The following is a 24086-nucleotide window of genomic DNA, read 5'->3' on the forward strand; positions in this document are numbered from 1 at the left end:
TTCGTACGTCTTTCTGAAGCCTGTACGTGACGCCACCCAGCGAGCGGCTCCGTGAATAAAAATAGGCTGCAGCTTCCTTTGCGAACATATTCGTAGTCTTCCCGCAGCACTTGTCCGGCCTTCATGGGTTGTGGAGGACGCGAATGATCGAGCAGTTGGATTGGCTGTTCATCCATACAAATAAGCGGTATTTCAGGGTCATACGGAAGGGCGTAGGTCTCTAGGACATCTTCCATCCGAGCGACGAACTCACTGCTTGACTTGGCAGGAATACACCATTGCTTTTTTAGGTGAGGCTTAAGTTTTGTTTTTTTAAAGTCGTCCGAATTGTTTCTCGTCCGACGGATTCCAAGATATTCAGTTCGATGACTCGACGGGTCAACAAACGAATCGTCCAACGAGCATATCCTTTGGGAGGCTCGGAACAGGCTAACGCAATAATTCGGGCTTCCACTTCACCCGTAATCGGGGAAGGGCGGGCTGGTTCAGCGCGGCGACGATACCTAAGTGTTTCCTGAAGCCCACGTGTACAGTAGTCCCTTACTGTATAAAAAACCGTCGCATTGCTCACTCCTGAACGACTCGCAATTTCAGTCTGCTTCGGGATAGCACCTTGATTTTCATCCGAAAGCAGCAGCACTAGACAGCGTCGCCGAATGCCAGGAGATGTTGAATCCTCATGAAGGAGCTGTTCGATCCATTCGCGTTCTTTCGGCTCAAGTCGAATCTCGTATTTTTTGTTCATTTGCTAGCCCTCCCATATTTTTCTTATAGAATGAGCGTAGAACTAAAATTAAATTAGGTCAAGGTACTAGTTATATCCCTGACTAATCACAGAAACTGTACTTTATTTGAAAACTTTTCTTCTGGTATGGCAGCTTCTTTGGTTAAAACAGCTTTCGCAATACTTTCAGAAGTGCAGGTCCACGATGGTAGCGGCCTGGAACGTCAAAGCTTGTGGATTGTTTGACAATGCTTTTCTGGTGCGTAAAGGTGTCATAGCTTGCGAATCCATGGTATTGCCCATTGCCACTCGGACCAATTCCACCAAAAGGGAGTTCTGGAGTAGACAAGTGCATTATCGTGTCATTAATACACCCTCCACCGAAAGGGATGTCATTTACGAATTGCTGTTCAATCGCTTTAGAGCCACTGAACAAGTAGGCTGCTAATGGCTGAGGGTGGTTGTTCACAAGCTCTTTTGCCTCAGCAAATGATGAGTAAGAGTAAATCGGCAAAACCGGACCGAAAATTTCTTCCTGCATGACTGGGCTCTCCCAGGATACATCTGTTAACAAGGTTGGTGCGAAATAGCGCTTTGTTCGATCATGTTCACCACCGTGCACGATGGTGCCATCATTCAAAAATGAAACCATACGATCAAAATGATGTTCATGAACAAGCATTGGGTATTCGTGGCCTTTTTTATGTGTATCTTTCATTTGCTTGTTCACGGCACTTTTTAGCTTTTGAAGGAATGTATCAAAAATGTCCTCATGGACGAGCGCGTAGTCAGGAGCAACGCAAGTTTGGCCTGCATTGATCAGTTTGCCCCACGCAATCCGCTTTGCTGCCTTGTCAAGGTCCGCATCTTTATGCACAATGGCAGGGCTTTTTCCGCCGAGCTCAAGCGTATGTGGCGTCAGCCGTTTGGCAGCTGCCTCCATCACTTTTTTGCCTATCGATGGACTTCCTGTGAAAAAGATATAATCAAAAGGCTCCGCTAGCAATGCTTCAGCAGTTTCACTTCGACCTTCAATTACAGCAACATGGCTTTCAGGAAACGTTTTTGAGATCAACCATTTCAAAACACTGGACGTCTGTGGTGCGAACTCCGATGGTTTAATGACAGCACAGTTCCCAGAGGCTAATGCCCCAATTAACGGTGCAATGGCCAACTGGAAGGGGTAGTTCCATGGAGCGATAATGAGAACCGTTCCATATGGCTCGCGATAAATGGTCGCTTTGCTTCCTGGAAGCAAGGTTTTTCCTTTGACTTTAACAGGCTTATCCCATTCCTTTAGATGCTCAAGCGTATAATCAATTTCTCTATATAAAATTCCGAGTTCCGTCATAAACGTTTCTGAGGGAGATTTATGAAGATCGGCAAACAGGGCGTTCATAATGGCATCTTCATTTTCAATGATGGCTTTCTTTAAAGCTTTTAGACTGTCTTTTCGTTCATCAAGCGAGCGCGTTCGGCAAGAGCGAAAATACGCTTTTTGCTGTGCTATTAATGAATGCATAACGATAATCACCTCAGCTTTATAGTGGGACACAATTCACGTCCATCTTTGTTCATACTATAGCAAGAGTGACCGTGGAGGAAAGTAATAAGCTAGCGTGCTCTTCACGAAACGCGGGTCAGATGGAAAGATAAATCCAGATCAGCCCAGCCAATACAAGACGATAGACCGCAAAAGGAGCCAGCTTTATGCGATGAATGATGGCCAAGAAAAAGCGAATTGCGACAAGTGAAAAGATAAAAGCAGCAACAAAACCAGTCGTCATAAAAGGCAGCGCTTCTAATGAAAAATAGGACCAGTTGTTTATAAGAGAAAGACCGCTCGCGCCAGCCAGGATGGGTACAGCCAGAATAAATGTGTAATCAGACGCTGCGCGATGGCTTAAGCCTACAAGGACGCCACCAGCAATAGACACTCCTGATCTTGAAAAACCCGGCCATAAAGCAAAGCATTGGAACAAGCCAATAAAAAAGGCTTGTCGATAGGTCATTTGATCAATGGTAACGGCGCCAGGTGAGAGTTTGCTGAAACGATCAGCGATTAAAAGAAGAATGCTTCCGAGCACCAAGCCTACAAGCACTGTGCGCACCTCAAATAGACGTTCATCAATGAGATCAACGAGGAAGTAGCCAAACAAAGCAATTGGGATGATGCCTACAATGACATGTCCAAGACGTAAGCGACCCTGTAATCGATGATCTGATTTAGGTGACAAAAAGAGAAGTTCTTTAAATCGATCTCTAAACACAATAATTACAGCAAGAATGGATCCGAGCTGTATGACAATTTTAAACGTATTAGCAACCTCTTTTGAGTACAATTCTTTTGAATGAAGCCATAGATCATCAACGAGAACCATATGTCCGGTGGAAGAGATGGGAGCAAACTCAGCAATGCCTTCTACGATCCCTAGAACAATGGCTACAAACATTTCCCACAACATTTCTGCTCGTCCCCCTTTTTCGTTAGTCTATGAACAATATGGTTGGGTAAGTCCAATCAAACACTCTAATTTTGAAAATGGGAAAAAGGAACGTCTCAGCTAGATATAAATTGACATAATGAACGCTCACATTGCTTTACCTGTTCACTTTTTTTCAATTCATATCGTCGTAAGTTTTGTCTTAATCCCTTGAGTTTTAGAGTGAATTTCACTATGATAAACAAGAATAGAATAAGATCAGATTTTATAAAATAGTCCAAAAAAAGGTGGAGGAAGCGATGAAAAAACGTGTTGCAATTATTGGGGCAGGGATGATTGCTAACGCACATATTCGTGCGTATGAGCAAGTAGGTGACATGGTAGAGATCGTTGCTATTGTCGATCTATATTTGGACAAAGCGAAAGCGCTTGCAGATTCTGCAAAGGACCAACCTGATGTATTTGCTGATGCTCAAGAAATTTTAGATCGAGAGGATATTGATATCGTTTCTGTCTGTACCCCTCCATACACTCACGCGCCGCTAGCCGTTGCTTTTCTAGACGCAGGCAAGCATGTCATTGTCGAAAAACCAATGGCAGCCTCCCTTGAAGAATGTGATCGCATGATTGAAGCCGCAGAACGTTCAGGAAAAAAGCTGTCAATCATCGCACAAAATCGTTTTCATGATCAGTGGTGGCATATGAAAGATGTGCTACAGGAGCAGTTGATTGGTGAACCGTTACATATTCAAGTGGATTCAGCATGGTGGCGTGGACACTCCTATTATGACCTTTGGTGGCGTGGGACTTGGGAAAAAGAAGGTGGCGGCTGTACGTTAAATCATGCTGTGCACCATATCGACATGCTGCAATGGTATATGGGGCTTCCAGAAGAAGTGACCGCAGTCACAGCAAACGTCGCCCATGACAATGCAGAGGTTGAAGACCTTTCTGTGGCCATTCTCTCATATAAAAAAGCTTTGGCAACGGTGACCAGCTCTGTTGTCCATCATGGTGAGGAGCAAAAAATCATCGTGCAAGGGGAGAAAGCCAAAGTTTCTGTGCCTTGGTCTGTAAAGGCCACTCTCTCTCAAGAAAATGGTTTTCCTAAAGCGAATCCAGAGCTAGAAGAAGAAATTTCATCTTTCTACAACGACCGTCCGTCTCTAGTACATACTGGACATGCTGGGCAAATATACAATGTGTTGCAGTCCATTGATGGAAACGAGTCACTGTTAGTGGATGGAAAGCAAGGTCGAAATACACTAGAATTAATCACAGCAATTTATAAATCTGCAACGACAAAGCAAGCGGTTCGCTTGCCTTTAGACCGAAATGATGACTTTTACACACGCGCTGGCTTATTAGCAGCTGTGCCACATTTTTATGAAAAAACGAATAGTGTTGATAATTTCTCAAAAGATGAACCCTCAACTGTGAGTGGGGAAACGAAGCAAAATCGTTGACGATTTTTTCTTCTCTCCATATATTAAAATAGTACTTATACTTTAATGAGAGAGATGGCAAACGATGAGAAAGATGAGAAGAAGGGTATGGATTCTTTGGGGAATTCTTGTCGTATTGATCGGTATAGCCATTGGTTTATCGATATATTTGAAACCCTATGAAGCAACAGCTGCAGCGTTGCAGGCAATGGAAGGCTCAGAGTCAGTGTCTGTTTTGGAAGAGGATCATTGGTATCATTTTGCACCTCAGTCAAAAAAAGATCTGTCTGTGTTGTTTTATCCAGGTGGTCTTGTTACGCCACAAAGCTATGCCCCACTTGGTTTGCAGCTAGCAGAAGAAGGCTACAGTGTGTTTGTGATGAAAATGCCACTGAATTTAGCGGTCTTGTCACCTAATCGAGCGGAGGACGTGATGAATGTATATCCTGACGAGTCGTTTGTCATTGGTGGCCACTCATTAGGTGGTGCAATGGCGGCTCGCTTTGCCCATGATCACGTCGATCAGCTCGCAGGCGTTATGCTATTAGCCTCCTATGCGGATGAGAGTGGGAGACTAGATACGACAGGATTACCGGTTTTAGCGATCACTGCCACCAATGATCAGGTGATGGATCACGACATGTTTGCCGCCAATCGTAAATTTCTTCCTGAGGATACGTTGTTTTATGAGGTAGAGGGAGGAAATCATAGCCAGTTTGGCAGTTATGGCCATCAGGACGGAGATGGGGAAGCGTCTATCAGTTCAAAAGAACAAACAGCCATTGTTGCTACAACCATTATAAGTTGGCTTGACAATATTTAATTGCATAGACGTTAGGACCATGGTAATCTAGTTATAATTCAAAAAGAAGGCGAGGGATGTATATGCGAAAATTAATCCAGAATGAAGTGAAACAACAGAATGATTTTTGCACAAGCACCCTCGCTCCGGTGTAGTACGATCCATTTTTTATAGCGAGGGAAGCTTGTGCACTTCATGCTTCCGCATCATTGAGAGCCTAAAGGACTCTTATCAGTCTGACAGACAAAGCGACGAGAACGTGTGGCGTTTGTCATCAGCCTGGGAAGCCTTGAGGGCTCTTTTTTGTGCTTCTATCTACTATAAAAAAGGAGTTTTACCATCTATGAAACTTAAAGACTTAGGCTTTCAATACGTAAATTCCGATGAATCTATCCAAGAAGGTCATCTTTTCGGGCGTGTGATTTTACCTCATAAACATATGTATCGTGTGCAAACAGAGCATGGTGTGTACGTGACCGAGCTAACAGGTACATTTCGTTTTGAAGCGACTGAGAATAGAGACTATCCAACCGTTGGGGACTGGGTTGAAGTGAATCCTTGGCCAAACGAGAAAAAGGGATCGATTGTACGGGTATTGCCTCGATGGAGCCAATTTTCACGTAAAGTGGCGGGGGCCGAGACTGAGGAACAGATTGTTGCAGCGAATATCAATACCGTCCTTCTCGTCATGTCGCTTAATCAGGATTTTAATATCAGTCGACTGGAACGTTACTTGTTGCTGGCTTGGGAGAGCGGTGCGACGCCAGTGATCGTCCTGTCAAAAGCAGACTTGTGTGACGATATTGAAACAAAGATACAGGACGTGGAACGTATGGCTTTAGGCGTCCGTATCATCGTAACGAGTCTGCAAAATAATCAAGGCATTGATGCCATTTTAGAACTGACGAAGGATCAGCAAACGTTGGCTTTGCTTGGTTCTTCAGGAGCAGGGAAATCATCACTCATTAATGCGTGCCTTGGCAAAGATGTGCAGGTGACCCAAGACATTAGGCAAGAGGACGCCCGAGGGAGGCACACCACTACTCACCGAGAGCTATTGATGCTTCCAACAGGAGGTATGCTTATTGATACACCAGGTATGCGAGAGTTGCAATTATGGCAGGCAGGGGAAGGGCTGGAGAAATCTTTTGCGGATATCAACGTCTTTGAAGAAAACTGTCAATTTAGAGATTGTACGCATACGAGTGAGCCTGGCTGTGCAGTTTTAAAAGCCATCAACGACGGACTACTTGAAGAAGAGCGTTTACGCCACTATGAAAAATATCAAAAGGAGCTAGCCTTCTTAGAAAGAAAGCAAGACAAACGTTTGCAGCAAAAGCAAACGGCAGAAAATAAAAAACGGGCAAAGTTTTTACGCAATCATAAAAAATAAAAGCCTAGCCGAGCCTCCTTTAAACGTCATAAAGAGAGGCTTTTTGCCTACTTTCTGTGGCATGTGATTACGCTACATTTTTATAGGACTATGTATGTGTTGTGCGGAAAATTTATAAGTCGAAAGAAATGCTTTTTATGTGCTGTTTAACGAGAATCTATGATTATTCCAGACACTTTTCGACGAAGAGTGACTTTTGTACCGACGATGATTTAGTTAAATTATGGCTTTTGTAACTATGAAAGGAACTAGGATAAATGTTACAATGGCGTGTGTATTCTGAAAAATCTAAATCTAGGAGGAAATTGATTGAGACAAAAGCAATGGATTCTGTTACTCGTCATTTTCATGTTAGTTGTTCCTCAAACTGTCTTAGGGAATATGGGGTCTTTGCCCGAAAAGGAATTTCGGGCAAAGCAAACGCCTACAAATCTTGACAGTGCTCAAGACCTAAAGAGCACAGCAGACGAGGACGGTAATGTTCGTATTATCGTAGAACTTGAGCAAGAACCTGCAATTGAAAACGCAACGTCAAAAGGGATTCGTTTCAAAGAAATGGAGCCCTCGACGCGGAGATCTCTTGTGGAAAGTAATTTAGCTGCTCAACAAGAGGTAAAGGAAGCGATTGTTTCTCAAACCGGCACCATCGAGGTGGAACAGCAATTTACAACAGTCGTCAATGGGTTTAGTGCGACGGTAAATGTTGAAGATATTGACGCTATTCAACAAACTACTGGCGTAAAAGAGGTACATAAAGTAAATGAATACAAACGACCTATCGCAACACCAGATATGGAATACAGCAAGGAGCTTGTCCAGGCACAACAAGCTTGGCGGGATTATGGCTACAAGGGTGAGGGCACAGTCATCGGAATTATTGATACAGGTATCGATCCATCCCATCGCGATATGGTTCTAGATGAAGGTGTTGAGCCGGCACTCACTGAGAGTGATCTTTTACTGGCGAAAAAAGAAGGCAATATTAACGGAAGCTTCTTTACTGAAAAAGTACCTTATGGATACAATTATTTTGATCAAAATCAACAAATTTTAGATATTGGCCCTGCTGCAAGCATGCACGGAATGCACGTTGCAGGCACTGCAGCTGCGAATGGAGATGAAGACGCAGGCGGCATTAAAGGAATTGCACCGAACGCACAATTGCTTGCACTGAAAGTTTTCTCCAATGATCCTGAATTTCCATCAACCTATGGGGATATTTACATTAAAGCGATTGATGATGCCATCCTTTTAGGAGCAGATGTCATCAATATGAGCCTAGGTTCAACGGCAGGGTTTGTTTCTGAAGAATCGCCAGAGCAACAGGCTTTAAATCGTGCAACAGAGAACGGTGTTTTCATGTCTGTGTCTGCTGGAAACTCTGCTCATTTTGGCAATGGCTTTTCGAATCCAATCCCATCAAATCCTGACATCGGGGTCGTTGGATCACCATCTGTAGGCTCCGCTGCAGTTTCTATTGCCTCAATTGAAAATACGTTTAATGATTATAAGGCGCTTCAGGTAGAGATTAATGGCGAGGCAAAGCTGTTCCCTTATCTAAATGCAGGAAACATCAAACCCTCTGACTTAACCGATAAAACATTTCAAATTGCCTATGCAGGACTAGGGACTGCTGAAGAAACAAGCAACGTCGATCTTCAAGGAAAGATCGCGCTCATTAAAAGAGGATCAATTTCTTTTGTAGAAAAAGCCTTAAACGCACAAGCTGCCGGAGCAACAGCAGTTGTGATATTCAATAACACCGACGGCTATGTAAGTATGGCGAATGACGCAGCCATTTCAGTGCCATTCGTATTCATGTCACAAAGCGATGGCGAAGAGCTCGTTGCGGCATTGCAAAATGAGGCTGGTTTACAAGGCACTTGGGTAGATGAAGAAGTCAAGGTGGCCAACCCATTTAGTGGGCACATGAGTGATTTTACTTCATGGGGCACACCGCTTACACTTGATTTCAAGCCTGAGATGACCGCACCTGGAGGAAACATTTATTCAACGCTTAACGACGACGAATATGGCATTAAGAGTGGGACATCCATGGCTGCTCCTCATGTCGCTGGTGGAGCGGCTCTTGTGTTTCAAAGATTAGCAGAAAAAGGTCTAGAAGGACAAGCGTTGGTCGATCGTGCCAAGCAATTGCTATTAAATACATCAAAGCCGGTGATAGACCAGGGCGTTGTGAATACAACATTCGACTGGGACATTCCTTATTCACCAAGGCGTCAAGGGGCAGGTCTGATGCAGCTTCATGCCGCGCTTGACACGCCAGTCACGGTTGTTTCTGCCGATACGGGTGAACCAGCAGTGGCGCTCAAGGAAATTAGTGACCAAGTATCGTTTGAACTTATCGCTACCAACCATAGCGATCAAGAGGTTCTGTATAATGCAGGAGCGAACATTCAAACCGATTTTGCTGCTTATGGCGAACTTGGCTATGAGCTGGACATTCTTGAAGCACAAGCATTAAGCAATACAACAATTACGATCAACGGTGGGCAGCAAGACATTTCGGTACCTGCAAATGGAGAGGTTCGCTTTACGGTAGAGATTGATCTATCGAATGCGACCGTTGTTGACCCTTCGCAAACGGGTGATTTTACCACGCCCATTGACCCAGATGACATTTTCACGAATGGCTATTTTGTCGAGGGGTTCGTAACGTTAACAGATACGGCAGATACTGCACCAGAACTTACAGTGCCTTATATGGGCTTCCATGGAGATTGGGATGCCGTTCCTATTTTTGATGGCACTGTGTATGATGAAACAAGCTTTTATGGACAAGCAGGTGCGGTGTATCTTTTAGGAGATGAATACTTGTACCTTGGGTTTGATCCAGCAGATCAAACAGTAAAACGAGAACGAATCGCTATCTCACCGAATGCGGACGGCATTCAAGAGGAATTAATTCCTGTCGTCTCGTTCCTTCGAAATGCGGAAGAGCTCGCTGTTCGTGTGCTTGACAAAAATGGTGAGGAACTACGAACGATACGTACAGAAAATAATATCCGCAAGCACTACTATGATGGGGGGCTTGGTCCGGCTTATCGTCTAGACCCAAACTGGGCATGGGATGGCACAGTAAAAAATGTCGTTGCAAAGGATGGACAATACATTTATGAAATCGCAGCACGTATTGATGAGGATGCAGAATGGCAAACGCTGCAATATCCAGTGTATGTCGATACTGTAGAACCATTGATCGAGGCAACGACTGTCGATGGAAATGTTCAGTACACTGTAACAGACGAGGGTAGCGGAGTTGCCTTGACGACCATCACGTATGAGAATTCTACTGAACCAACGGTGTTAGCTCCAACGGAAACCAGCGTTGCACTTCCAGACACTGTTCAGTCTGGAGAGGTCATTGTCATCACCGCAACGGATTTCGCGGGCAACAAGACAACCGCTGAACTAACAGTAGGCGAGGCAGATGGTACGATTCCATACGTGCATCTGTTAGAGCCACAAGCGTTGCAAGTATACAATGAAAACACGCTTCAAGTGAGTGGATATATTGAAGAAGAAGGCGAAATTGAAACCTTCACAATTGGCGAAGAAGAAATTGAGCTAACGCCAGATGGAGAAGGGCGTTACACCTTTGAAACAGACATTACCATTGAGGATGGGGTGCAATCATTAGTCGTTGCGGCGACAGACACAAGCGGCAACACGATTGATTTCCGCAGAAACTTCTTTGTAGATGCCACGGCGCCAGACATTACAATTAACGGTCTGCCTTCGAAGTATTATGTAGAGCATGGCACAGACGATCCGGTCATTGATGTCACAGTCAAAGACAATTTTGATCAAATCCGTTTTTATATCGATGGCGACGAGCGATTTGCACAGGGAATTAGCGAGCCATATAAAATGGAAGGCTTTGAAAAGACGTTCTCTGATATTGAACTCTCGTTGGTGGAGGGACGCAATGAATTTACGGTTGAAGTTGAGGATTTTGGCGGCAACAAAACCGTAAAAACCATTTCGATTTATTTACTTGCTGAAGGTGAGACACCGCCAGCACAAGGAGACACAACCAATCCTGACGATGGGGAGGAAGTGCCTTTGCCGCCGAAAGAGAAGCCGGAGCTTGGTCCTGTAAAGCCGGAGACTCCTAAGGACAAGCCTTCTCTTCCTGGGCCAGGACCTAAACAGCCGTCTTTAGAGACTGAAAAGCCCGAGCTCCCAGGTGCTGCGGCATAAGAAGAGTAGTGTAAATAACATTAAAGAAGAAACCACGATGGAATAATTCCTACGTGGTTTCTTCTTTCAGTCTGATAAATTAGTTATGACCTTGCCCCAGTTCTGCCGTTATTATTAGACAACGCGACTGAGAAAATGGGCTACAAATCGCTCACTATCTACATGAAGGCAAACATGTACAGAGCTTGCTTCGTCTTCTTCGCCAACCGTTTGGCCATAAGACTCGCCAGCTTCTCCAACGGTTACCTTCATCGGTACAGTTTGCACAAAGCTAGGATCAATGACAGTGCCGATAGCTAACGGATCATGAAGTGAACAGCCAATAATGCCAGGGTTGTTTTCTTTATAGGCATTAATATAGAACGTCACAATATCGGCCATAGAGGTGGCGGATGGTTGGTTACGTGAACGCCATTCATCACATTTGTCTTGAGGAAGCAACGTTTTCATCGTCACATCAAGTCCAACAAGGCGTATGTTTGCGCCTGATTGAAAGACAATGTTTGCGGCTTTCGGATCAGCATGAATGTTCGCTTCTGCAAGTGGTGTGATGTTGCCAGGATGACGAACGGCGCCCCCCATGACGACAATTTCCTTTACGTTCTTCACAAATTCAGGATCCGCTTTAATGGCTCGAGCGACATTACTCAAAGAACCAACAGGAACAAGCGTCAGCTCACCAGGATGTTCCTTTGTAATTCTTGATAAAAAGTCATGAGCAGACTCATTCTCTGCTTTTTTTTGCGACGTAGGTATGGTGACTTCACCGATGCCATTATGACCGTGAATCCAAGGTGCTCCTTCACGAGGCAATTGCCCATCGATTGTTTGATTAAGCCCTTCATAAACAGGGACGTGGCTTGCGTCAAAAAGCGCCAAAAGGTCTAGAGCATTTTTAGTCGTTACGTCCGTATGTGCATTTCCGAAACAAGTCGTTATCGCTGTCAGTTCAACCTCAGGAGAATGCAATGCATACGCAATTGCCATGGCATCATCAATGCCTGGATCACAATCCAAAATGATTTTTTCCATAAAAACACCTCTTTCTTAATTTTATTAACTCAACTTTCATAGAGCAAAATGCACTTTTAATGTTGACTGTGCCTGAGTTGAAGCAAGGTAAGAAAGATTTATTGACATGTTGAACATGTGTAAATAGAGAATCACGATTGCTTCGTCAAAATACTTCGCTTTCCGCGGGCACGGCTTCAGCTTCCTCGGAAAGCAAGCTTTCCTGCGGGATCTTCAGCTCGCGCTGTTACACCCTACGGGTACAAGTGCAACATCGACTCGAGAAGACCTCGTCGTGTTTTCTTTGCCGCAGGAGTCTGCGTAATTTCTTTATTTGTTCGGGTCTCGTATAACGAGTAAGAAAGCGTGTTAAAGCGTGATTGCTTACAAAACAAGATAAGTAAGTACATCTTTTCTGTAAAGTTACATCACCTAGTGCAATGTTGATGCAGCGGTGGACATATGTTTAGATAACTTGCGCAGAGCAAAAATCATCTACAACACTGGCTGAGCTTGAGTGGACGCGAAGTGATGTAGATCAATTGACCGAATGATGCCGGTGCTCGCAATCCTATATTTCTAAAAGGTCGTCTTTCAGTAATGAAACTGACATCTACTCCTTAATCACTAAAAGAGTCTTTTTTGAATTGTAATTAAATCATAAATGCGGACCATTAAAAGCAGCCACTAGCGAGACTCCAGCGAGACCCCACAGAGCGCGCACGCGATCGAGGAGGCGTAGCAGAAGCCAGGCGGCAAAAAAATCACGACGAAGTCTTTTTGAGTCGATGATGCACTTGTACCCTTTAGAGTGAAAGCGAGCGTATGGCAGCTTGTATAAAAAGCAACCACAATTTTGGATTTCAGGTTTACCCAGCTATATCTAAGCGTGTCTGACTAATGTCAGGTGCGAAAGATGAGTTAATAAGGAATGAATAAGCTAATGATAACGGCTGAAAGGAAAGATGCCAAGACGGAACCGTATAAAAGCTTCATACCAAATCCGGCAACGACATCGCCTTTTTCACTGTTCATCGCTTTTACTGCCCCAGTGACAATACCGATGGAGCTGAAGTTGGCAAAGCTAATGAGGTAGACAGTAAGGATTCCAATGGTACGTTCACTGACGACACCGTTATCAATCATGCCAAGCAAGGCTTCCTGAGCGACAAACTCGTTGGAAAGTATTTTGGTGGCCATAATGGTTCCAGCATTGACGAGATCTTGCGTAGGAAAACCGAGCAAGAAAGCAATTGGTGAAAAGACATAACCAAGGAACTCTTGAAAGCTAAGCGTGAAGATACCGGTGAAAATGGCATTGATAAAATTAATTAAGGCGACAAACCCGATGACCATGACACCAACTGTAACAGCAATTTTTCCTCCATCAAGAATACTGTCAGAAATCACTTGAAACAGGTTTTTCTTTTCCCCTTCATCCTCAACAACAATCAACTGGTCATCCTCATCTTCCACTTTATAAGGGTTAATGATGCACGAGATAATTAGCGCAGAGAAGATATTAAGCACCACCGCAATAACAACATACTGTGGAGGCAGCACAGCCATAAACGCAGCGATGATCGGCAAACTTACCGAAGAAACGGCAGAAGCACATAAAGTGTACAATCGTTGCTTTGGTAATGTTGGGAGCAACGGCTTAGCTGTCAAAAACACCTCTGACTGTCCAATAAACGCAGAAGCCACGGCAAAATAATTCTCAAGCTTCCCCATGCCTGTGATTTTACTGAGAACAAGGCCAACATATTTAATAATGAGTGGCAGGATTCGTGTATACGTTAGGATCCCAACTAAAACGGACACAAAAATAATTGGCATTAGGACATTAAACACAAACGCCATAGGATTGTTCACGTAAAGATCTCCGAAAATAAATTCTGTGCCCGTATTTGCAATTGCAATCATTTCAGCAAAACCAGCAGCGATAGCACTAATGATCTGAATACCTATATCTGTTTGCAACAGAATAAACGTGATCGCGAGTTGTAAGCCAAGTAAGATTAACACTGACTTATAACGTACTCCTTTGCGGTTGCTACTCCAAGCCCAAGCAAGTAAAAATACGGTAGCAAGACCGATAAAGAAAAATAAGACTTGCATTGATGAACCCCTCCTTAAAAATGTAAGCGATCTCTTTCTTTATTGAAGAAACAAAATAAAAAACGAAGCCTTATACTGAGTGCTCGTCCGCAGGACATAATATCATATTATCGAGCAATATGAAACCAATCTCGGCAAATGTCGACAAGGTTGTTTTTGTCAGTGTGAAGAGAAACGCAATAAAAAGCTATTTTGAATCGGCTAGATGCAACGATTAATCATAAAAATTGATGAGACATAAATTCCGACTGCTTCGTCAAAATACTTCGCTTTCCGCGGGCTCGGCTTCAGCTTCCTCGGAAAGCAAAAGCTTTCCTGCGGGATCTTCAGCTCGCGCTGTTCCCGCAGGAGTCTACGTATGTTGACTACGCTGATGTTTGTTTCTTCGTTTTTATTCATGTCACATTTTCATTAAAAGATGCCACTAGCGAGACTCCAGCGGCAAAGAAAACACAATGAGACGTACTCACGAATCGATGTTGCCCTTATACCTTTTATGGTGCGAAGAAATCCCGACGAAGCTTTTTGAGTCGATGATGCACTTGTGCCCTTCAGGAGCGTGTCTATCAAATAAAAGTGACGAAAGTTGAGTGAGTAAACATCAATAAACGATTCATTTGAATGGCATGAGGGATCCGCAGATCAAACTTTTTGAGTATAGGATGTACAATTAGCCAGAGCGAAATTCAAGAAAACTGCTTAGGTTTCTCCTTCATTTACAATTCTTTACGATTGTTTACGCAAACCTTACATCATGAAAGCGCATTTTTATGTACACTTTAAGCAAGTAGGCAAGCCGTTACATATAAATAGAACATTTAAGGGGAGATGTAGGTTGAAGGCAAAGCATTGGGTAGTAGCAGGAATTGCAGCCACGTTAACTTGGTTGCCAAGTCAAGGGCAAGCTGCGATAGAAAAAGTCTCGACGTATACAGGCGAATCAACGCCAGCATTTCAAGTTCAGCTTTCTGGGCGCTTTACAAGTGGTGCCGCTATCGATGAAAGCGGAACAGAAATCGTGGCATATGATCAAGCTAATGAACAAGCTTATTCAATCAATGGCGCAGAGAATGCGTTAGATATCATTGATTTGGCTCCTTTAAAGCAGGATGCATCTTTTCAAGAGCTTCCATTAAAAAAGAGGATTCCTATCAGTGACGTTTCTGAAGATCTTGGAGACGTGTCAGGCATTACGAGCGTAGCCCTGCATCCTGATGGAGACTATCTGGCAGTAGCAATCGTTGCTGAACCTAAGACAGATCCAGGGCATGTTGTTTTCCTAACGACGGATGGTGAGTTGCTTGCGACGGTAGGTGTAGGCTCTCTTCCAGATATGCTGACGTTTACTCATGATGGCTCAAAGCTTTTGGTAGCGAATGAAGGCGAACCAAATGATGCCTATGATGTAAATCCTGAGGGCTCCGTTAGCGTTGTCGATCTTAGTGAAGGCATCGATTCTTTGACAAATTCGTCAGTAAACGAAGTAACATTTGATCAAGTCGATATTGATGAGGACGTTCGTCAAGTGAATGCAGATGCCACTCGTGCGGAAGATCTTGAGCCAGAATACATTGTCGTAAGCGAGGACGATACGAAGGCTTATGTTGCGCTTCAGGAAAACAATGCAATTGCGACATTGGATCTTACGACAGCGTCCTTTACGAGCGTCAAGTCGCTAGGGTTTAAAGATCATTCAATTGCAGGCAATGGTATGGATGTAAACGATGAGGATGGAAAAATCAATATTCAGACAGTACCAGTGCTCGGGCAATATATGCCTGATGGGATCTCATTATTGGAGAGAAACGGGAAATCTTATATTCTGACACCGAACGAAGGGGATGCGCAAGATTATGAGGGGTTTTCTGAAGAAGTGCGTGTCGCCGACATTGCTGACCAATACGCATTAAACGCCGAGCATTTCGAAGGCTATACGCAAGAAGAGCTTGATGCACTTGTAGAAGATGGACTTTTCGACGATGACCAGCTCGGTCGACTAAAAACAACTACTTCTGCGCCGAAAAACGAGGATGGAAAATACGAAGCTGTGTATAGTTATGGCGCTCGTTCGTTCACTATTTTTGACGCAGAAACGATGGAACCTGTGTTTGATAGTGGCGATACGTTTGAGCAAGTGATTGCAAAAGACAATCCTGAAATGTTTAACACAACAAATTCAGAAAATGTCTTTGACGATCGTTCTGACGACAAAGGCCCTGAGCCAGAATCAGTAACTACGGGACAAATAGGTGACAAAACTTATGCGTTTGTTGGTTTGGAGCGTGAAGGAAGTATCGCTGTGTATGATGTCACCAACCCTGAAAAAGCAGCTTACGTAACGATGTTTAACAGTCGTGACTTTAGCGGCAGCGAGGTTGCCGGAGATGTTGCTCCTGAAGGCTTAGCCTTTGTGACTGCTGAAGAAAGCATCACTGGAGAACCAATGCTTCTCGTTGGAAACGAAGTATCGGGAACAATGTCAGTGTTTACGTTTGGAACTGGAAACCAAACAGATGCTGAAGGACAAACAACTCTTCAAATCATTCACTTTAACGATGTGCATGCACGTGTGTTTGATGAAGAAAATGGTGGCATGGGGTATGCAAAACTGAAAACCATCATTGATCAAAAAGAAGCGGAAAACGCAAATACGCTTGTACTTGATGCAGGGGATACATTGCATGGGACGACATTCGCAACGTTGATGAAGGGTGAAAGCATTGTTCAAGTGCTGAATGCCATTGGTGTCGATGCTATGGCCCCAGGAAACCATGACTTTAACTATGGAAATGATCATCTTCAAGCCTTACGTGGCATGATGGAGTTCCCTGTCCTCACGGCAAATGTAAAGGCAAGTGACGGCACGGATGTGTTCCAGCCTTATGAAATTCAAGAAATCGACGGGATTAAGGTAGGAATTTTCGGTCTTGCTACACCAGAAACAACATTTAAAACCCATCCAAACAACGTAAAAGGCTTAACGTTTGAAGACCCTGTTGTTGCTTCAAAACGTATGGTGCAAGAGCTTCAGGCGCAGGACGTTGATGTGATTATTGCGCTTGCCCATCTCGGCATGGATGAAGCGAGCAAAGATACGTCTACCAAGGTGGCACAAGAAGTGGCAGGCATTGACTTGATCGTTGATGGTCACAGTCATACAACATTAGAAACAGGCATGGACGCAGCAAATGGCACGTTAATTGTCAGCACTGGCGAGTATTTGAAAAATGTCGGTGTGGTCGAGTTAACCTTTGAAGGGGACGAGCTCGTTCAAAAAGACGCTGAGCTGATTTCAAAAGAAGACGCGGCAAATGTTGTGCCAAGCGAAGACATTGTGAGCGTCACTGATGAGATTACTGCCTCACAAGAAGTTATCCTCCAAGAAGAAGTGGGCACAACCGATGTTCGTCTTGATGGGGAGAGAGAGCAGGTTCGTGTTGGAGAGACGAATTTGGGCAACTTGATTACAGATGCTATGTTAGCAACAACTGGTGCAGAAATTGCATTAACAAATGGTGGCGGTATCCGTGCATCCATTGAAGCAGGCACGGTAACTAAAGGCGATGTCGTGACCGTCCTTCCATTCGGAAATTACATCGTTACAAAAGAAGTCACTGGAGAGCAGCTCGTAGCGGCACTTGAAAACGGCGTATCAGACTACCCAGAGCCAAAAGGGGCATTCCCTCACGTGGCAGGCATGACGTTTGCTATTGATCCAGCACAGCCAGCAGGTGCTCGTGTGCACTCTGTTGAAGTGGCAGGAGAGCCCTTGAAGCTTGATCAAACGTATATGCTTGCAACAAATGATTTTCTTGCGGCAGGTGGCGATGAATATACGAGCCTTAGTACGTCGCCAATTGCGAATGAATACGACGCATTAGATGAAGCACTGATCGCACATATGCAGGGGTTAGGTCAGGTGGCACCTGCGGTTGAAGGACGAATTACAGAAGCGGCAATGGTTCAAGCTCCTTCAGCACCAACGCAACCAACACCTGCGCCTTCGACCGGTGAAACCTATATCGTTCAGGCTGGCGACACTCTGTACGACATTGGTTTGAAACACGGCACGACTTGGCAAGCACTACAGCAGCTTAACCAATTAGCAAATCCTCATTGGATTCAAATTGGTCAAGTGATCGAATTGCCATAATGCTAGATGATAAAAGGCGCCGACGTGGCGCCTTTTTGTGCTTAATAAAAAGGATTTGCTAGCATGACTTCGTCGTTTATGGGGTCCGCAACATTTTAATTTCACACCCGCGTCGACTAAGAATCTCAAAACACCTTTACGCTTTTCTTAGCTCTCGCTTTATTTGCATACAGAATAAAGCAGCAACGATCCCGAGTATTACAATACACCCTCCGACCCAAGGTGTATGGGTGACTGTGCCTGTTGCATTGACAATAAAGCCTCCAAATCCCGCACCAATGGCAAACCCAATTTGCAGCACAGATGTATTTAAACTTAGTGCCAAATCAGGAGATTGAGGCGTTTGTTGTATAAAATAGGTTTGCAATGTTGGTGATGTCATCCATGCCGATCCAATCCAAATTGCTACCATAATGACAGCCGTGACAACTGTCGTGGTTATAACAGGCAATAATAGTAAAGCGAAAGCGTGGATGATCAAACTGGAATAAACGGTTTTCGCTATTCCCCATTGATCCGCTCCATATCCCCCTAAACGAGTACCAATCATGGAAAATAAGCCAAGCACAAACATTGTTATCGTAATTGCGGATGTCTCCATGTGGACGGTCTCCTGTAGAAATGGAACCAAGAACGTGAAAGCTGTGGAGTATCCTGCTCCCCAAAATAGAGTTATAAAATAACCGTTTACTATTTTACCGTTTCTAAAAACTGAAATTTGTTGTTTAAATGGCGTGGCCTCTTCACCTGGTAAAGAAGGAATCACGCGAGCAATGCCAATCATAATGAATAAACTGAGGACAGCTAACAAACCAAATGCCATTTGCCAGCTTAACCATCCGCTGATAACAACACCTAGAGGAACGCCAAGAACAAGTGAGGCGCTGACTCCTAACATGAATGTACCCATCGCATTTCCCAGCTTTTCTGATGGAACCAGCTTGGAAACGGCACTCATAGCAACCACCGTGTACACACCACCACTTATCCCCAAAAATACACGTGAGATCATTAGTACAGTAAAATTAGGGCTCCATAAGGACATCAGATTACCTAAGATAAAGAAGAATAAAGCGCCTAACATCACTTTTTTTCGATCAAACCGTGTGGTTAAAGTAATTACGATAGGTGCACCAATAGCGAAAGCGAGTGCGTATGCCGTCACCAGTTGTCCAGCAATGGCTATGGAAACTTGAAAATCTTGAGCGATCATATCAACCACACCATTAAGTATAAGTTCGGCTGTTACCGCTAAAAAAGCCCCCACTGTCAAAAGGTAAATACTCAAACGACTCATTTATACTTCCCTCCAATTTGTATAACGTTTTCGGTAAAAAAGTGTTTAATGTGCATGATCGCCCAATTCAACAAAACTGAATCAGTTACATTGGATATCAAAAAAAATATGTTGGTCGCACCAACTTTATGATTCCAATAAATTGTAATGTGTGATGGTTTCTGCTAATAAATTTGAAATCGAGTATTGATCTAACTGTTGTTTCATGGCAGTTTCACTCTCGTCATACATTTGCTTCAATGCAGGTTGTATTCCTTTACCAATAACACACTGACTGCTTGGTGTACTATGGTGCTGTTCGAAGAGAGGCTTCTGTATGATTGCATTGTACACATTTAGAAGCGTGATGGTATCTGGATTTTTTGAAAGCTTCCAGCCTGTATCGGTGCCGCCGTGTTTGACATTCACCAGATTTGCTTTCCTAAGTGAACCTAATATTCGCCGGATAAAAACCGGGCTAGTACCCACACTGAATGCAATCTGATCTGAGGTAACATATTCATCATTATTTGCTTTTCTATCTGCGAGAAAAGCTAATGCGTGTAGAGCGACAGTAAATCGACTTGCAACGGCCATGGGTATCCTCCTTTACAATAATACCATTTTAGTTACATTGATGTGTAAAGTCAAGGACTAAGGTATTTATTCGACTTCCAGCAAAGAACGCAATGCTTTGATGCAGCTCATCTTCGTTACAAGCCAATAGGCCCTTTTCGAATGGTTTACAAAGATTTACATAGACGATATACTTTTCTGAAAAAGGGAGCTGTTGCAGGTAATGGGGACTATTTTTAAAGCATTGAACTCAATGACAAGAGAGGAGCTGCTCCACGTATTATCTCTTCCCGAGAATAGGAAAAAGCGCGATATGTTTAATGACGAACATCGTCAAAGGATAGAGTTAGAGCAGCGCATTCGTTCAAGCACTTATATACATATCGCTTTTTCGTCAAGTGAGGCTGGTACTGTACGTGTTCGCTCTTCACAATTTACAGGGGGAAGGGCGGAACACGTTGTCATCAGCATCCCAGATGAGCCGCTTGAATTCGGTCCTCTTACTGAGCTATACACGTCAGAGGGACAAAAGCAGCGGGGACGCTGGTGCAAAACGTGGTTGGAAAACGATCAATACCCTTTTTATGCTTTTGGGCATCCGTCTGCTTGGCGATCTTTTTTTGAAAGCCTTGCTTTAATTACGGCAAAACAGACCGTCATTTTTTGGCTGAATGGCTCCAGTCATTCACAAACGGGTTTTCTTTGTGTCCAAGCGACTTTGGCGGACGATATTCCGGCTGCGACAGTGAAGCTTCATGAGAAGTTGAGCGAGGAAGATTTCAATCATAGACATGTGCTAGGCAGCAAAGAGCGCGCTAAGCTGCAGGAGCAATGGTCTACAATGCTCGCTTCAGAATCGACATTACGTGCGATGGTTCATGGGGAACTTCTGCCTGTGCCAGATACCTATTATGATGACCTACTTTTGCAATACATCAAGGAAGCTCCTCATGATGGTGAATGGGTTCGGATGGGTGATCTTCTAGGTGAGATTTATTCATCCCCAAACAACCCTATTTTGAGTTTTGCCTTTTTGTATCACAGAATCCGAGCGCTGGCGTATGAAGCAAAGCTAACTCTTCGCGGACTACCTTTTCAAGCAAGCTTCGGCCATGGAACCTCTTTAGAAATCGCTCTTCCACGACCCTATCGACGTGTGAATGTCGTATACGGGTTGATCATGAATGAAGTCAACGACATTCTGATGGTGAAAAATCGTGATCGCCAGGATTGGTCAATGCCTGGTGGTATGGTAGAAGACAAAGAGCCATTACAGGAGGCACTCGTCCGTGAGGTCAAAGAAGAAACAGGATTAATAGTGGACGTCGGCGCGTTGTGTTCCGTAAACGAAGCGTACTTAGACGATGGAACAGAACATTGCTTGTTTTTCACTTTCAATGCCAAAGTAAAAACCACAATTTCAAAACTAGCAACCGAACGTCCTCATGAAATTGAAGACGTATGCTGGATGCCCCTCCATGAAGCTGAACGCCATATGCCATATCACCCGTATGGATTGTCGTCCCTTATGGGCTCAGAAGCCACGTATCATCTACAAGCATAAAACTTATTCCTTTCTCGTTTCCTCAAACAACGACAGCAGCTTGTGAGGAATTTGTACGGTGGTCATATCTATGACCTCCGTCGCTCCTTGCTCTACTTCTTCTCGCTGTCTCATGTCCTGATGAATTCTCTCCATTTTGCGATCTAGCGCATTGACCTGATCAGCGGCTGATTTAAGCTCGTCCTTAAACGTGCTTGGAACGGCCTTATTAAATTTGTAGTAAAGCTTATGTTCCAAGCTTGCCCAAAAGTCCATCGCCACCGTACGGATCTGAACCTCGACACAAACATGCTCTGTTCTATCAGACATAAATACAGGAATTTCAAGCAGAAGGTGAAGGCTCTGATAACCGTTAGACTTTGGCTGTGAGATGTAATCCTTTGTCTCTATGAGTTTGACGTCTTTTTGATTTTGCAGCATGTCGCGAACGGCATAAATATCTGAAATGAAGGAGCATGTGATTCTGAGCCCTGCAATGTCATGGATATGTTGCTTTGCGTTCGCTAAGGAAAGATCAAGGTTTTTTCGGTGCATCTTTCTCAATAGACTTTCAGGAGACTTTAAACGCGATTTTGTATGTTCAATTGGATTGTGGTCATGAATGTATTGAAATTCTTCTTGGAGCACTTCAATTTTTGTATTCATTTGGTCAAGCGCAAATTTATACACCATTAGGAAACGTGTGACTTCCTCCTTCATTGCGGAGAATTTCTTGAGTTCTTTTGAGATGGGATTTTCCGTCATTGTTACATCCACTCCTAAGCTGCGATTTGTGCGTTAAATCAATTCTCTTATATTGTACGAAACTTTTAGAGCTGACGTTGCGTTGTTCACAAAATCAACATAGTTTCACATGATTTGAACGATTTACATAAAGACGAATTAATTGCTCATACTAACTAAAAACATCCAGGAAAGGAGGAGAAAAATGAGTGAAGTACATTCAGGAGCCGAAAAGACGATTGCCGCATTGCGAGCGCTTTGCCGCAATTCGTCAGATGTAGTATTTCGGCAGCTCCTCCTACAAAACGGACAGCTTATCCATATGACGTATTTGGCAGACGTCGTTGATACAACTCAGTTGGCGGAAGAAGTTATCCATCCGTTAAGAATGCTGCCTGATCGTACAGAATGGTTGACGATTGATACGATTACATTTGCTGTCGACAGTCCCCATGTAACAGAGCTGAAGAGCTTTAAACAGCTTACTGAGGCCTTGTTCTCAGGGAGTGCCATCCTCGTGTTTGATGGAGCAGTAAACGGTGTATCTGTTGGGATGAATCGTCCGCAGACACGCTCTCCAGAAGAACCGATAGCCGAATCGACGGTCCGCGGCAGCCGTGCTGGTTTTATCGAAAACATTGGAAAAAATGTTGCTTTTGTAAGGAATATTCTCCAAACGTCTGCCTTTAAAACGAAAATGCTAAAGATTGGTAAGCATACACAAACGAAGGTAAGTGTGGGCTATATTGAAGGCGTTGCAGCCGACACTTTAGTACAGGAAGTAGAGAAACGCCTTCGGCTAGTTAAGATTGCTGGGGTCATTGAGACCGGAGATCTTGAGGAGCACATTGAAGATAATCCGTATTCCATTTTCCCGCAAATGATTGCTACAGAGAGAGCAGATGTGGTGGCTTCGTCATTAATGGAAGGGAAAGTAGCCATTTTTGTCGATAACACACCTTTTGTGCTTGTTCTCCCTGGAACATTCATCAGTTTAATCCAATCTCCGGACGATTATTATCAGCGTTTTTATGCAGGATCCTTTATCCGTTTAATACGCTTTATTTTTATTTTTTTAGCTTTAACGCTTCCAGGCATCTACGTAGCGTTTGTGACATTCCACCAGGAGCTTGTACCTAGTCAACTACTGCTAACAATAGCCATTTCAAGAGAAACGATTCCTTTTCCAACGATTATCGAGCTACTCATTATGGATTTGACATTTGAAGGGTTACGAGAAGCTGGTTTGCGGCTGCCAAAGCAGATTGGTGCGGCCGTATCAATTGTTGGGGCACTCGTAATCGGGGAGGCGGCTGTGAATGCGGGTCTTGTCTCTCGTCCGATGGTGGTCGTGGTCGCTTTAACAGGCATTGCGTCTTTTATTATGCCACGATTTAATCTGTCAACGCCATTTCGTCTGTTACGTTTTCCACTTGCCATCTTGGCGGCATGCTTTGGTTTTATCGGTTTGCTTATGGGGCTCCTGCTCATTTTAACCCATATGTGTTCCCTTAGATCTTTTGGTGTTCCGTATATGGAGCCACTCGCTCCTTTTTTTCGCTCGAGACTGAAAGATACCCTCGTGCGTAAAAAAGAAGAAGAGAATCCAACCTGACAACGAGGTCATGCA

Annotated in this window: 15 protein-coding genes and 1 pseudogene; 7 read left to right on the forward strand and 9 right to left on the reverse strand. The window is 43.9% G+C overall.

The features are described 5' to 3' along the window. The 4 genes and pseudogenes from EV213_RS20960 to EV213_RS02305 form a co-directional block, all read right to left on the reverse strand. Positions 1 to 236: pseudogene (locus EV213_RS20960) on the reverse strand (IS630 family transposase); the annotation flags it as partial. 50 nt (positions 237 to 286) lie between these two features. After that, positions 287 to 745 (reverse strand): helix-turn-helix domain-containing protein, encoded by a 459-nt coding sequence (locus EV213_RS02295; protein ID WP_133578878.1) that lies wholly within the window; start codon positions 743 to 745, stop codon positions 287 to 289. Positions 746 to 887: 142 nt separating this feature from the next. Then, complete coding sequence (locus tag EV213_RS02300) at positions 888 to 2246, reverse strand: aldehyde dehydrogenase (protein WP_133578879.1); 1359 nt, start codon at positions 2244 to 2246, stop codon at positions 888 to 890. A 118-nt stretch (positions 2247 to 2364) separates the two neighbouring features. Beyond that, positions 2365 to 3189, reverse strand: coding sequence for an undecaprenyl-diphosphate phosphatase (locus tag EV213_RS02305; protein ID WP_133578880.1), 825 nt, complete (start codon positions 3187 to 3189; stop codon positions 2365 to 2367). A 251-nt stretch (positions 3190 to 3440) separates the two neighbouring features. On the opposite strand from EV213_RS02305, the gene EV213_RS02310 reads away from it, so the two are divergent. The 4 genes from EV213_RS02310 (at position 3441) to EV213_RS02325 (ending at position 11032) form a co-directional block, all read left to right on the forward strand. After that, entirely contained in the window at positions 3441 to 4634 is a 1194-nt protein-coding gene (locus tag EV213_RS02310) for a Gfo/Idh/MocA family protein (protein WP_279512746.1), read from the forward strand. 64 nt (positions 4635 to 4698) lie between these two features. Beyond that, a complete protein-coding gene (locus EV213_RS02315; RefSeq protein ID WP_133578882.1) occupies positions 4699 to 5436 on the forward strand; it encodes an alpha/beta hydrolase in 738 nt (245 codons plus the stop codon). Between the two features lie 322 nt (positions 5437 to 5758). After that, positions 5759 to 6808 (forward strand): ribosome small subunit-dependent GTPase A, encoded by a 1050-nt coding sequence (gene rsgA / locus EV213_RS02320; protein WP_133578883.1) that lies wholly within the window; start codon positions 5759 to 5761, stop codon positions 6806 to 6808. A 309-nt stretch (positions 6809 to 7117) separates the two neighbouring features. Next, positions 7118 to 11032 carry a S8 family serine peptidase gene (locus EV213_RS02325; protein WP_133578884.1) on the forward strand — a complete coding sequence of 1305 codons (3915 nt, stop codon included), beginning with the start codon at positions 7118 to 7120 and terminating at the stop codon, positions 11030 to 11032. A gap of 114 nt (positions 11033 to 11146) precedes the next feature. Here EV213_RS02325 and EV213_RS02330 read toward each other — a convergent pair whose 3' ends face one another. Both EV213_RS02330 and EV213_RS02335 read right to left on the reverse strand, forming a co-directional pair. Next, entirely contained in the window at positions 11147 to 12064 is a 918-nt protein-coding gene (locus EV213_RS02330) for a nucleoside hydrolase (protein WP_133578885.1), read from the reverse strand. A 900-nt stretch (positions 12065 to 12964) separates the two neighbouring features. Further along, the gene (locus tag EV213_RS02335; RefSeq protein WP_133578886.1) at positions 12965 to 14164 is read right to left on the reverse strand and encodes a NupC/NupG family nucleoside CNT transporter; all 1200 of its coding nucleotides are present in this window, start codon (positions 14162 to 14164) and stop codon (positions 12965 to 12967) included. A gap of 835 nt (positions 14165 to 14999) precedes the next feature. On the opposite strand from EV213_RS02335, the gene EV213_RS20630 reads away from it, so the two are divergent. After that, positions 15000 to 18317, forward strand: coding sequence for a choice-of-anchor I family protein (locus EV213_RS20630; RefSeq protein WP_166639130.1), 3318 nt, complete (start codon positions 15000 to 15002; stop codon positions 18315 to 18317). A 136-nt stretch (positions 18318 to 18453) separates the two neighbouring features. Here EV213_RS20630 and EV213_RS02345 read toward each other — a convergent pair whose 3' ends face one another. Both EV213_RS02345 and EV213_RS02350 read right to left on the reverse strand, forming a co-directional pair. Then, entirely contained in the window at positions 18454 to 19614 is a 1161-nt protein-coding gene (locus tag EV213_RS02345) for an MFS transporter (protein WP_133578887.1), read from the reverse strand. Positions 19615 to 19740: 126 nt separating this feature from the next. After that, positions 19741 to 20190, reverse strand: a complete 450-nt coding sequence (locus EV213_RS02350) for an Rrf2 family transcriptional regulator (protein WP_133578888.1) — start codon at positions 20188 to 20190, stop codon at positions 19741 to 19743. A gap of 202 nt (positions 20191 to 20392) precedes the next feature. Between EV213_RS02350 and EV213_RS02355 the strand changes: the two genes are divergently transcribed. Continuing rightward, entirely contained in the window at positions 20393 to 21733 is a 1341-nt protein-coding gene (locus EV213_RS02355; protein ID WP_133578889.1) for an NUDIX domain-containing protein, read from the forward strand. A gap of 3 nt (positions 21734 to 21736) precedes the next feature. Here EV213_RS02355 and EV213_RS02360 read toward each other — a convergent pair whose 3' ends face one another. After that, positions 21737 to 22477 carry a GTP pyrophosphokinase gene (locus EV213_RS02360; protein ID WP_133578890.1) on the reverse strand — a complete coding sequence of 247 codons (741 nt, stop codon included), beginning with the start codon at positions 22475 to 22477 and terminating at the stop codon, positions 21737 to 21739. Positions 22478 to 22661: 184 nt separating this feature from the next. Between EV213_RS02360 and EV213_RS02365 the strand changes: the two genes are divergently transcribed. Further along, positions 22662 to 24071, forward strand: coding sequence for a spore germination protein (locus EV213_RS02365; protein ID WP_133578891.1), 1410 nt, complete (start codon positions 22662 to 22664; stop codon positions 24069 to 24071). Positions 24072 to 24086 lie beyond the last annotated feature (15 nt).

It is taken from the genome of Aureibacillus halotolerans (assembly GCF_004363045.1).
Taxonomy (GTDB): domain Bacteria; phylum Bacillota; class Bacilli; order Bacillales; family DSM-28697; genus Aureibacillus; species Aureibacillus halotolerans.

What these genes read in the sequence shown, in the direction of transcription:
- EV213_RS02295 (WP_133578878.1), bottom strand. Translation starts at nt 745, where the DNA reads ATGAACAAAAAATACGAGATTCGACTTGAGCCGAAAGAACGCGAATGG.
- EV213_RS02300 (WP_133578879.1), bottom strand. Translation starts at nt 2,246, where the DNA reads ATGCATTCATTAATAGCACAGCAAAAAGCGTATTTTCGCTCTTGCCGA.
- EV213_RS02305 (WP_133578880.1), bottom strand. Translation starts at nt 3,189, where the DNA reads ATGTTGTGGGAAATGTTTGTAGCCATTGTTCTAGGGATCGTAGAAGGC.
- EV213_RS02315 (WP_133578882.1), top strand. Translation starts at nt 4,699, where the DNA reads ATGAGAAAGATGAGAAGAAGGGTATGGATTCTTTGGGGAATTCTTGTC.
- rsgA (WP_133578883.1), top strand. Translation starts at nt 5,759, where the DNA reads ATGAAACTTAAAGACTTAGGCTTTCAATACGTAAATTCCGATGAATCT.
- EV213_RS02330 (WP_133578885.1), bottom strand. Translation starts at nt 12,064, where the DNA reads ATGGAAAAAATCATTTTGGATTGTGATCCAGGCATTGATGATGCCATG.
- EV213_RS02335 (WP_133578886.1), bottom strand. Translation starts at nt 14,164, where the DNA reads ATGCAAGTCTTATTTTTCTTTATCGGTCTTGCTACCGTATTTTTACTT.
- EV213_RS02345 (WP_133578887.1), bottom strand. Translation starts at nt 19,614, where the DNA reads ATGAGTCGTTTGAGTATTTACCTTTTGACAGTGGGGGCTTTTTTAGCG.
- EV213_RS02350 (WP_133578888.1), bottom strand. Translation starts at nt 20,190, where the DNA reads ATGGCCGTTGCAAGTCGATTTACTGTCGCTCTACACGCATTAGCTTTT.
- EV213_RS02355 (WP_133578889.1), top strand. Translation starts at nt 20,393, where the DNA reads ATGGGGACTATTTTTAAAGCATTGAACTCAATGACAAGAGAGGAGCTG.
- EV213_RS02360 (WP_133578890.1), bottom strand. Translation starts at nt 22,477, where the DNA reads ATGACGGAAAATCCCATCTCAAAAGAACTCAAGAAATTCTCCGCAATG.
- EV213_RS02365 (WP_133578891.1), top strand. Translation starts at nt 22,662, where the DNA reads ATGAGTGAAGTACATTCAGGAGCCGAAAAGACGATTGCCGCATTGCGA.